The 10,211-nt window shown below is 61.2% G+C and carries 10 protein-coding genes and 1 pseudogene; 2 read left to right on the forward strand and 9 right to left on the reverse strand.

Features of this window, described 5'->3' with window-relative positions:
* The 8 genes and pseudogenes from AYR66_RS29715 to pstS form a co-directional block, all read right to left on the reverse strand.
* A pseudogene (locus AYR66_RS29715) lies at nt 1–402 on the reverse strand (hypothetical protein); the annotation flags it as partial.
* A 72-nt stretch (nt 403–474) separates the two neighbouring features.
* The gene (gene phoR / locus AYR66_RS22500; RefSeq protein WP_088709366.1) at nt 475–1,770 is read right to left on the reverse strand and encodes a phosphate regulon sensor histidine kinase PhoR; all 1,296 of its coding nucleotides are present in this window, start codon (nt 1,768–1,770) and stop codon (nt 475–477) included.
* 8 nt (nt 1,771–1,778) lie between these two features.
* Entirely contained in the window at nt 1,779–2,468 is a 690-nt protein-coding gene (locus AYR66_RS22505) for a response regulator (protein WP_088709367.1), read from the reverse strand.
* 2 nt (nt 2,469–2,470) lie between these two features.
* Entirely contained in the window at nt 2,471–3,178 is a 708-nt protein-coding gene (gene phoU / locus AYR66_RS22510) for a phosphate signaling complex protein PhoU (RefSeq protein ID WP_088709368.1), read from the reverse strand.
* Between the two features lie 35 nt (nt 3,179–3,213).
* Entirely contained in the window at nt 3,214–3,984 is a 771-nt protein-coding gene (gene pstB / locus AYR66_RS22515; RefSeq protein WP_234814982.1) for a phosphate ABC transporter ATP-binding protein PstB, read from the reverse strand.
* A 13-nt stretch (nt 3,985–3,997) separates the two neighbouring features.
* A complete protein-coding gene (gene pstA / locus AYR66_RS22520; RefSeq protein ID WP_088709370.1) occupies nt 3,998–4,855 on the reverse strand; it encodes a phosphate ABC transporter permease PstA in 858 nt (285 codons plus the stop codon).
* Entirely contained in the window at nt 4,852–5,799 is a 948-nt protein-coding gene (gene pstC / locus AYR66_RS22525; protein WP_420093137.1) for a phosphate ABC transporter permease subunit PstC, read from the reverse strand. The genes pstA and pstC overlap by 4 nt, the downstream gene beginning before the upstream one ends.
* 164 nt (nt 5,800–5,963) lie before the next feature.
* Nucleotides 5,964–7,007, reverse strand: a complete 1,044-nt coding sequence (gene pstS / locus AYR66_RS22530; RefSeq protein WP_088709372.1) for a phosphate ABC transporter substrate-binding protein PstS — start codon at nt 7,005–7,007, stop codon at nt 5,964–5,966.
* A 178-nt stretch (nt 7,008–7,185) separates the two neighbouring features.
* Here pstS and ppk1 point away from each other — a divergent pair, with 178 nt between their 5' ends.
* Both ppk1 and AYR66_RS22540 read left to right on the forward strand, forming a co-directional pair.
* Nucleotides 7,186–9,291 carry a polyphosphate kinase 1 gene (gene ppk1 / locus AYR66_RS22535; RefSeq protein WP_088709373.1) on the forward strand — a complete coding sequence of 702 codons (2,106 nt, stop codon included), beginning with the start codon at nt 7,186–7,188 and terminating at the stop codon, nt 9,289–9,291.
* 8 nt (nt 9,292–9,299) lie between these two features.
* Nucleotides 9,300–9,767: a SixA phosphatase family protein gene (locus tag AYR66_RS22540; protein WP_088709374.1), complete on the forward strand. Its 468-nt coding sequence runs from the start codon at nt 9,300–9,302 to the stop codon at nt 9,765–9,767.
* Here the strand turns inward: AYR66_RS22540 and upp are convergent.
* Nucleotides 9,768–10,211 (reverse strand): uracil phosphoribosyltransferase (gene upp, locus AYR66_RS22545; protein WP_088710002.1); only part of this gene is annotated, 444 nt, incomplete at its 5' end.

Consider the following 10,211-nt stretch of genomic DNA (forward strand, 5'->3'; position numbering starts at 1 on the left):
CCAGAAATTGCCGTAACGCTGACGATCGAGGGAGAGCTGCTCGATCTCGTATGCGAAGCACGGCCGGTCGGGCGACAGGCATTCGCGCAGGCCTGGTTCGAGAACTTCGATGTCGAAAGATGAAGTCGGTAGCAGCCGCCGCAGCATGTCGGCATGGCCAAGGTAAGAGACATTCGGGATTTGACCCGGGTCAATGCCGAGCGCCTTGAGGTCGGCAAGGCTCGTCTTCCCGGGAACCACCTTGTCAAACATCGCCTGGGCTTCCGCATAGCTGCGCCAGGGAGTCTGCGTCTGCTGCTTCGCGTCGGGAAGCATGTCCGCACAGCCGGTCGAAACGGCCACGGCAACCGCAATCAGTGCCGCCGCAGCAGTCTTCCGGAACCATTCCGGTTTCAGGGTCATGGCTGAACGCGCTTGCGCGCCGAATTCCGGTAAAACTAATTTACCACGTTCCACATCGGACCGGACACAGGCTCAATGGTCTGCAACGCGGCTCTTTGAAAACCTGACGGTGAAGGTGCTGCCCTTTTCCGGTTCCGACTCGATGGCCAGCGTCGCGTCATGCCGCAGCAGCACATGCTTGACGATTGCCAGTCCGAGGCCGGTGCCCTGGGTCTCGCGCGACCGGCTCTTGTCGACGCGATAGAAGCGCTCGGTCAGCCGTGAAATGTGCTCGGGACGAATGCCGATGCCGGTATCCCGGACCACGAATTGCGGGCCTGCTTCGCCATCCTCCCACCGGATGTCGATCGAACCTTCCGCGGGCGTGTAGCGGATCGCATTGGAAACGAGATTGCCGAAGGCACTGCGTAATTCTTCGGTGCCGCCCTTGAGGTCGGGACCGTCAACCTGCAGCGAGATGATGTGTCGCCCGGCGGAGAGGGCGACGGCTTCCTGCTCGATCTGCTCCAGCAGCATACGCATGTTCACCTTTTCGGGCCGCAACGGATAGTCCACCGATTCCAGGCGCGTCAGCGTAAGCATGTCTTCCACCAGGTTTTGCATGCGATGGCCCTGCTCGGTCATCAGCTTCAGGTGCGACATGCGGACTTGCGGATCGAGGTTGGGCTGGCTGGTTGCGATTTCGAGGAAGCCATTGATGACGGTCAACGGCGTACGCAGCTCGTGCGAGGCGTTGGCGATGAAATCGCGGCGCATCATGTCGATGCGTTCCGATTCGGTGATGTCGTGCGTGACCAGGATCTGGCGGCGGTTCTCGAATGGAATGATTTGCACCACCAGCTTGTTGTCGCGGAAGCTGAGCGTCAGGGGCTGGTCGTAGCGTCCGAGGATGATGTAATCCATGAACTCGGGACTGCGGACCAGGTTGGTGACGCGCATGCCCTTGTCGCGCTCAAGCTGCAAGCCGAGATGTTTCTCGGCAGCGGGATTGCACCATTCGAGGAACAGCACGTCGTCCATGATGACGACGCCGTCCGGCAGCAGGCTCATCGCCTGCCGAAAGCGCGTCAGCCACTCGGTCAGCTCGGCCTGGTTCTTTTCGTGGCCGCGCTGCATGCGGTACAGGCGGGAAAAGATATCGGTCCATGCGCCCCACCCGTCCGGCAGCTTGGCGCTGTTGGGATCCTCCAGCCAGTTGGATAGCTGGTAGAGGTAGTGCAGCTGGATGACCAGGAGGGCCAGCAAGCCCACGATGGCCGCGGCAATGCCGGCAGCAGGGCCGAACATGTACCACAGGCCTCCGGCGCCGGCGAGGATGATGGACAGGCGGAGTCCGGCCGGGATCCAGAAAAGCAGGCGAGGATTCATACGGGAAGTTATTTCTCGGACAGCATGTATCCTACACTGCGGACCGTCTTGATCAGCGACTCGGCTTCCTTGAGCGCCTTGCGCAGGCGCAGCACATGCACGTCGACGGTGCGTTCCTCGATCACGACGTGGTCGCCCCACACCTTATCAAGCAGCTGGCTGCGCGAAAAGACACGCTCGGGATGCGCGAGGAAGAACTTGAGCAGCTTGTATTCTGCATGGCCGATGTCGATCTTCTGGCCGTGCAGCATGACCGAGCAGCTGACCGGGTCGAGCGTCACGACGCCGGCAGCCATCAGGCTTTGCGCGTGTTCCGGCGCCTTTCGGCGCAGCAGCGCCTTGATGCGCGACGTGAGTTCGCGCGGCGAGAACGGCTTGGTGATGTAATCGTCAGCGCCGTTATCCAGGCCGGCGATCTTGTCTTCTTCCATGCTCTTTGCGGTCAGCATGATGACCGGCAGCTCGCCGAACTGGCGATCGCCGCGAATGCGCGAAAGCAGGCGCAGGCCGGATTGGTCCGGCAGCATCCAGTCGAGCAGCACCATGTGCGGCGTGCGGCGCTGGATGAATTCCCACGCCTCGGCCGCGTTGCCGGCGGCGATGACATTCCAGCCAGCTTCCTTCAGGGTGAAGGAAACGAGTTCGACGATCGAAGGTTCGTCTTCAACGACAAGGATGGTGGTTTTGTCGACGGCCATGTTCAGGGTTTGCTGTTGAGCTTGGTGTACACGTAATCGGTATGCCGGATGTCCTTGCCCTCGACGACATAGATCACATACTCCGCGATGTTCTTGGCGTGGTCGCCGATGCGTTCGATGGCCTTGGCAACCCACAGGATATCAAGCGCCGCCGAAATCGTGCGCGGGTCTTCCATCATGAAGGTGACCGTCGCGCGGGTTGTCGTGCGGAATTCGTTGTCGATCGTCTCGTCGGCCGCGATGATCTGTGCCGCCAGCTTCTCGTCCAGCCGGGCAAAGGCATCCAGCGCATCATGCAGCGAGTTGGCTGCACTCGACGCCAGCACCCGGACCGATTCGTAATGGTTGAGCACGCCTACCGTGCCGCGCTCGTGCAATTGTTTGCCGATGCGTGCAATCTTGGTCGCCTCGTCGCCAATGCGTTCAAGGTCGGTGATGACCTTCAGCGTTGCCACCACCGTGCGCAGGTCGTTGGCTGCGGGCTGGCGCTTCACGATCAGGTGGCTGCATGCGTCGTCGAGCGTGACTTCAAGGCTGTTGACGGTTTCGTCGGACTTGATCACCTGTTCGGCTTTCACGATATCGCCACCGCGGAAGCAGTCCATCGCGTCGTTGAACTGGCTCTCCACCAGTCCGCCCATGGTCAGCACCTTGGAGCGGATGGTTTCGAGGTCGGTGTCGTACTGCTTGGAAGAGTGGTCGCCTGGCATCGGGTTCTCCTGGTCTAAACGTATGTCTGTGTGGTTCAGCCGAAGCGGCCGGTAATGTAGTCCTGCGTTTCCTTCTTCGCCGGATTCATGAAGATCTGGTCGGTTTCGCCGAATTCCACCAGTTCGCCCAGGTACATGTAGGCAGTGTAATCCGAACAGCGTGCCGCCTGCTGCATGTTGTGCGTCACGATGGTGATGGTGTAGTCCTCTTTCAGCTCGGCGATCAGTTCCTCGATCTTGGCGGTCGAGATCGGATCGAGCGCAGACGTCGGCTCGTCGAGCAGCAGCACATCGGGCTTCACGGCCACGCTGCGCGCGATGCACAGGCGCTGCTGCTGGCCGCCGGACAGGGACAGGCCGCTCTTGTTGAGCTTGTCCTTGACCTCGGTCCACAGGGCGGCTTTCTTCAGCGCCCATTCGACGCGCTCGTCCATTTCGCCCTTGGACAGGTTTTCGTAGAGGCGCACGCCAAAGGCGATGTTCTCGTAGACCGACATCGGGAACGGCGTTGGCTTCTGGAACACCATGCCGACCTTGGCGCGCAGCATGTTCACGTCCTGGCCGGGTTCGAGGATGTTGCGGCCGTTGTAGACGATCTTGCCTTCCGCGCGCTGGCCGGGGTACAGGTCGTACATGCGGTTGAGCGTGCGCAGCAGCGTCGACTTGCCGCAGCCGGACGGACCGATGAAGGCGGTGACCTTCTTTTCGTAGACGTTCAGGTTGATGTTTTTCAGGCCCTGGAAACCGCCGTAGTAGAAGTTCAGGCCGGCAATTTCGAGCGTCGGTTTCACGGCGATGGTATTCATGGAATTGTTCATGTCAGTGCGGGCCTTTCTGGCTGAGCAAGGTACGCGAGAGGATGTTCAGGCCGAGCACGCTGAAGGTGATCAGCAGTGCGCCACCCCAGGCCAGCTCGCGCCAGTTGTCGTAGGGGCTCATCGCAAACTGGAAGATGACGACCGGCAGGTTAGCCATCGGCGCGTTCATGTTGGCGCTGAAGAACTGGTTGTTGAGTGCGGTAAACAGCAGCGGCGCGGTTTCGCCGGAAATGCGCGCCACCGCCAGCAGCACACCGGTAATGACGCCGGCCTTGACGGCACGCAGGCGCACCATCATGGCGACTTTCCAGCGCGGCGCGCCGAGCGCGAAGGCTGCTTCGCGCAGGCTGTTGGGCACCAGCTTTAGCATGTTGTCGGTGGTGCGCACCACGACCGGTATGGCGATCAGCGAGATGGCGAAGGTGCCTGCCCAGCCGGAAAAGTGCTTCACGTTGGCGACGTAGATCGCATAGACGAACAGGCCGATCACGATCGAGGGCGCGGACAACATGATGTCGGTGACGAAGCGCGTGATCTGCGCCAGCCAGCTTTCCTCGCCGTACTCCGCGAGGTAGATGCCGGCGAGGATGCCGATCGGCGTGCTGATCAGCGTCGCGGCGCCCACCATCATCAGGCTGCCGACGATGGCATTCATCAGGCCGCCGCCTTCGCTGCCGGGAGCGGGCGTGGTCTGGGTGAACATCGCCAGGCTGAGTGCGCCGGTGCCTTTCACAAGCAGCGTGAACAGGATCCACATCAGGAAGAACAGGCCGACTGCCATCGCGCCGATGGACAGTGCGATGCCGATACGGTGCTTCCAGAGGCGCCTGCGGTAAACCGGATTGAGTTGCTGATTCATGATTTCGCTCCTTCCCTGCGCGACAGCCCCACCAGCATGAGCTTGGCAGCGGAGAGCACGATGAAAGTAATGACAAACAGGATCAGGCCGAGCGCGAACAGCGATGACACATGCAGCTTCGATTCAGCTTCGGCGAATTCATTGGCGAGCGTCGATGCGATGCTGTTGCCCGGCGCAAAGAGCGACCAGGACAACTTGTGCGCATTGCCGATGACGAAGGTGACGGCCATGGTTTCGCCGAGCGCACGGCCAAGGCCGAGCATGACACCGCCGACGACGCCGGTCTTGGTGTACGGCAGCACAATCTTGCGCACCACTTCCCACCTGGTGCAGCCGAGGCCGTAGGCGGATTCCTTGAGCACGGCGGGAACGATCTCGAACACGTCGCGCATCACCGAGGCAATGAAGGGGATGATCATGACCGCGAGGATCAGGCCGGCGGTGAGGATGCCGATGCCCATCATCGGGCTGTTGAACAGGTGGCCGATCAGCGGCAGCTGGCCGAGCGTCTTCTTCAGGACCGGCTGGATATAGTCGCCGAACAGCGGCGCGAAAATGAACAGGCCCCACATGCCATAGATGATGCTGGGCACGCCGGCCAGCAGTTCGACTGCGGTTCCAAGAGGACGGCGCAAACCGGCGGGGCAGATCTCGGTCAGGAACAGCGCGATGCCAAAGCTGATCGGGAACGCAATCAACAGCGCGATCAGCGACGTGGACACGGTGCCGACGATTGCAATCAACGCGCCGTACTGGTCGTTGACCGGATCCCAGTCGACGGTGGTGATGAAGGCCGGGCCGAATTCGGCGAGCGCGGGCCATGCCCCGATAATCAGCGAGACGATGATGCCGGCCAGGACCAGCAATACGCTCAGCGCAAACGCGAGCGTGAGTTTGTGGAACAGGAAATCCTGAAGCCGCTGCTTGCGCATGGTCGATACCATGGCCTTGGCGGCGGCTTCCTGTTCTTCAGATTTCTGTTCGGGCGAGACGATGTGCGTCGCGGCCGTTGATGGATGTGCATTCATGAGCGAGTGCCCCTGCGGGGTTGAGACCGGGCGCGGGCCACACCGGGAGTGCGCCCGCGCCACGGAATGGTGCTTCGGGTTTACCAGACGGCCTTGCCCGAGCCATCCTTCAGCTGTGCCTTCCAGGCATCCTGGACCAGCTTCACTACCGGAGCGGGCATCGAGACATACTCGAGCTCGGTCGCCATCGCACCGCCATTCTTGTAGGCCCAGTCGAAGAACTTCAGCACTTCCTTGCCCTTTGCAGCATCAGCCTGTGCCTTGTGCATCAGGATGAAGGAGGCGCCGGTGATCGGCCAGCTTGCCTTGCCCGGCTGGTCGGTCAACACCACGGCGAAGCCCGGCGTCTTGGCCCAGTCGGCGCCGGCAGCGGCGGCCTTGAAGTTGTCGTCGTCCGGCTGGACGTACTGGCCATCGCGGTTCTTCAGCTGCGTATGGGACATCTTGTTGCGCTTGGCATAGGCATACTCGACATAACCGATCGAGTTCTTGATGCGCTGGACGTTGGCGGCCACGCCTTCGTTGCCCTTGCCGCCCACGCCGGTCGGCCACTTGACGGCCGTGCCTGCACCGACCTTGGACTTGAACTCGGCGTTCACCTTGGACAGGTAGTCGGTAAAGAGGAAGGACGTGCCCGAACCGTCGGCGCGGTGCACAACAGTGATATCTTCCGCCGGCAGCTTGACGCCCGTGTTCAGGTTGGCGATTTCCGGCGCGTTCCACTTGGTAACCTTGCCGAGGTAGATATCAGCCAGCACTTCGCCGGTCAGCTTGAGCTGGCCGGGCGCAACGCCGTCGAGGTTCACGACCGGCACCACGCCGCCCATGATCGCCGGGAACTGCATCAGGCCTTCGGCTTCCAGCTCTTCCGCTTTCAGGGGCATGTCGGATGCGCCGAAGTCGACAGTCTTGGCCTTGATCTGCTTGATGCCGCCGCCCGAACCGATGGACTGGTAGTTCAGGCCGTTGCCGCTGGCCTTCTTGTACTCCTCAGCCCACTTGGCATAGATCGGATACGGGAAGGTTGCGCCGGCGCCGGTGATGTCGGCGGCAACAGCGGAAGAAATCGTCATGACGGCGCCCGCTGCGAGGACTGCGGATGCCAGGAATTTGTTCAGTCGCATATCTGCTCCGTGAAGTTGTCAAAGTAAGACAGGGGGCACTTTAGCGAATGAATGTGACAGCTTCATGACACCGGCAAAGCTTCATGTCATAAAGTGCCGGACAATGGAATTCCTGTCATAAAGTTGTCATATTGCTTTTTTACACTGCGATGACTGCCAGGATTTCCATCCAGACAAAATGAACAAAAAGACAACAACGGAACCATCGCCCTCAACAGCACCAGGACAAAGCACCATCTACCTGAACCGCGAGCTGTCTCAACTCGCCTTCAACCGCCGCGTGCTCGCACAGGCCGAAGACCCGTCGATTCCGCTGCTCGAACGCTTGCGCTACCTGTGCATCGTCAGCAGCAATCTCGACGAATTCTTTGAAGTGCGGATTGCCAGCCTGCTTGCCCATAACCGGATGGAAGGCGCGAAGTCGGAGCCGCCGGCGCTGGCCGCTGCACTGGAACGTACCGGCGATGAATGCCACCGGATAGTTGAACGGCAATATGAAGTCTTGAATACGGAAATCCTGCCCCAGTTGTCCGCCAAAGGCATCCACCTCCTCCGTCATACTGAGCGCAATGAAGCACAGCGCGCATGGGTCAAGGAATACTTTGACCGCGAAGTGCGGCCGCTGCTGACGCCGATCGGACTCGACCCGGCGCATCCGTTTCCGCAGGTAGTTAACAAGAGCCTGAATTTCATCGTGGAACTGTCGGGCAAGGACGCCTTCGGCCGCGGTACGGCCATCGCCATCCTCAAGGCGCCGCGCGTCCTGCCGCGCGTGATCCGCCTGCCTGATGAACTATCGAAGAAAGGCGTGTCCTTCTGCCTGCTCTCCTCCGTGATCCACGCGCATGTCGGCGACTTGTTTACAGGCCGTGAGGTGTTGGCGTATTCGCAATTCCGCGTGACTCGTAACAGCGACCTGTGGGTGGATGAAGAAGAAGTGAAGAATCTGCGGCAGGCGCTGCAGAGCGAATTGCAAAGCCGCCATTTCGGGTTCGCGGTGCGGCTGGAAGTTGCCCGTAACTGCCCGCCTCACCTGGCTGATTTCCTCCTGGAACAATTCTCGATCGACAAGAGCAGACTATATGCAGTGGACGGCCCGGTAAACATGGTCCGCCTGCAGGAACTGGTCAATACTGTCCGCCAGCCGGCACTGCATTTCCCGCCCTTCCTGCCCGGCATGCCGCGCCAGCTTGCGGATGGCGGCATCTTCAGCTTGCTGCGCACGCAGGATGTGCTGCTGCACCATCCTTTCCAGTCCTTCCAGCCGGTGGTGGAATTCATCCGTTCGGCGTCTGAAGACCCCGCCGTGCTGGCAATCAAGCAAACCATTTACCGTACCGGCATGAACTCGGACCTGATGGATGCGCTGATTTCGGCCACGCGGCATGGCAAGGAGGTCACGGTCATCGTGGAACTGATGGCGCGCTTTGATGAAGAAGCCAACATCAACTGGGCGGAACGCCTTGAACGCGTAGGCGCACAGGTGGTGTACGGTATCGTCGGCCTGAAGACGCACGCCAAACTCGCCCTGGTCCTAAGGCGCGAAGATGGCGTACTGCGCCGTTACGCCCACCTCGGTACCGGCAATTATCATCCCACCACCACCAAGCATTACACCGACTTCGGCCTGCTTACCGCGCATCCTGGCCTGACCGCCGACGTGGCCGAGATCTTCATCCACCTTACCAGCCTGACCAAGCCGAAAAAGCTGCAGCACCTTTGGCTCGCCCCCTTCGGCCTGCAAAAGGAACTCATCAAGGCAATCAAGAACGAAGCGGCCATCGCGCGCGAAGGCCGGCCGGCGCGCATCATTGCCAAGATGAATGCACTTGTGGACGAATCGGTCATCCGCGCGCTGTACGCCGCCTCCTCCGATGGGGTGAAGATCGACCTCATCGTGCGCGGCGCCTGTGCATTGCGCCCGGGCGTGCCGGGCCTGTCGGACAATATCCGGGTGCGGTCCATCATCGGCCGCTTCCTCGAACACAGCCGCATCTATTACTTCCGCAACGACCTCGCGCACAATGTCTGGCTTGCCAGCGCCGACTGGATGAACCGTAACCTGTTCAGGCGCATCGAAGTGGCATTTCCGGTGCTGGACGCGCTCCTGAAAAAACGTGTCATCACCGAGGGCCTGAACCCTTACCTGAAGGACAATGTGAATGCATGGGAACTGGATGCGTCGGGCCAGTACCACCGGAAAAAGCCGCGCGGCAAACAGGCCCCCTTCTGTGCGCAACTGCATCTTGCGCGCACGCTCGGCGTGATGGGCGAACTCGAATAGGAGGAAATATGGAATTGATCCTCTGGCGGCATGCCGAGGCCGAAACCGGCGGCCCCGGTACACCGGACGCAGCGCGGGAACTGACGGAAAAAGGCCGCAGGCAGGCGCGGAAGATGGCCGAATGGCTGAACCGTATCCTGCCGGATGATTGCCGCATCCTGAGCAGCCCGGCGATGCGCACCGTACAAACGGTGGAAGCGCTGGGACGCAAGTTCAAGACCGACCGCGCGCTGGCAACAGATGCCAGCGCTGAAGGCATCCTGCAGGCGGCAGGATGGCCGGATGCCGAAGGCACGGTCCTGGTCGTCGGACACCAGCCGACGCTCGGCTACGTCGCCTCGCTGCTGGTTGCCGGCGAAGAACAGGAATGGCACCTGCGCAAGGGCAGCATCTGCTGGATCGCCAGCAAGGCGGATGACGAGGGCGACATGCCCTATCTCAAGGCAGTGCTCGGCGCCGACCTCGTCAACAGGTAATTACTTCGTGCCAAAGATGCGGTCGCCCGCGTCGCCCAGGCCAGGGACGATATAGGCGTCTTCGTTCAGGTGTGAATCGAGCGACGCGACGTACACCTTCACGTTCGGATGGGCCGCCTGGAACACCGACACGCCTTCCGGCGCGGCGACCAGCGCGAGGAAGACGATGCGCTCTTCCGGCACACCCCGCTTGCGCAGCACGTCCACCGCATGCACAGCCGAATTGCCGGTGGCGAGCATCGGATCGCACAGGATAAAGGTGCGTTCCTGCAGGTCGGGCAGGCGCACCAGGTATTCCACCGGCTGGTGCGTTTCGTGGTCGCGGTACACGCCGATGTGGCCGACGCGCGCCGACGGCACCAGGTCGAGCAGGCCGTCGCTCATGCCGATTCCCGCGCGCAGCACCGGCACCACCGCCAGCTTGCGGCCGGCGATCACGGGGGC

The sequence above is a fragment of the Noviherbaspirillum denitrificans genome (assembly GCF_002211445.1).
GTDB classification, from domain to species: Bacteria; Pseudomonadota; Gammaproteobacteria; order Burkholderiales; family Burkholderiaceae_D; genus Noviherbaspirillum; species Noviherbaspirillum denitrificans.

What these genes read in the sequence shown, in the direction of transcription:
- phoR (WP_088709366.1), bottom strand. Translation starts at nt 1,770, where the DNA reads ATGAATCCTCGCCTGCTTTTCTGGATCCCGGCCGGACTCCGCCTGTCC.
- AYR66_RS22505 (WP_088709367.1), bottom strand. Translation starts at nt 2,468, where the DNA reads ATGGCCGTCGACAAAACCACCATCCTTGTCGTTGAAGACGAACCTTCG.
- phoU (WP_088709368.1), bottom strand. Translation starts at nt 3,178, where the DNA reads ATGCCAGGCGACCACTCTTCCAAGCAGTACGACACCGACCTCGAAACC.
- pstB (WP_234814982.1), bottom strand. Translation starts at nt 3,984, where the DNA reads ATGAATACCATCGCCGTGAAACCGACGCTCGAAATTGCCGGCCTGAAC.
- pstA (WP_088709370.1), bottom strand. Translation starts at nt 4,855, where the DNA reads ATGAATCAGCAACTCAATCCGGTTTACCGCAGGCGCCTCTGGAAGCAC.
- pstC (WP_420093137.1), bottom strand. Translation starts at nt 5,799, where the DNA reads ATGGTATCGACCATGCGCAAGCAGCGGCTTCAGGATTTCCTGTTCCAC.
- pstS (WP_088709372.1), bottom strand. Translation starts at nt 7,007, where the DNA reads ATGCGACTGAACAAATTCCTGGCATCCGCAGTCCTCGCAGCGGGCGCC.
- ppk1 (WP_088709373.1), top strand. Translation starts at nt 7,186, where the DNA reads ATGAACAAAAAGACAACAACGGAACCATCGCCCTCAACAGCACCAGGA.
- AYR66_RS22540 (WP_088709374.1), top strand. Translation starts at nt 9,300, where the DNA reads ATGGAATTGATCCTCTGGCGGCATGCCGAGGCCGAAACCGGCGGCCCC.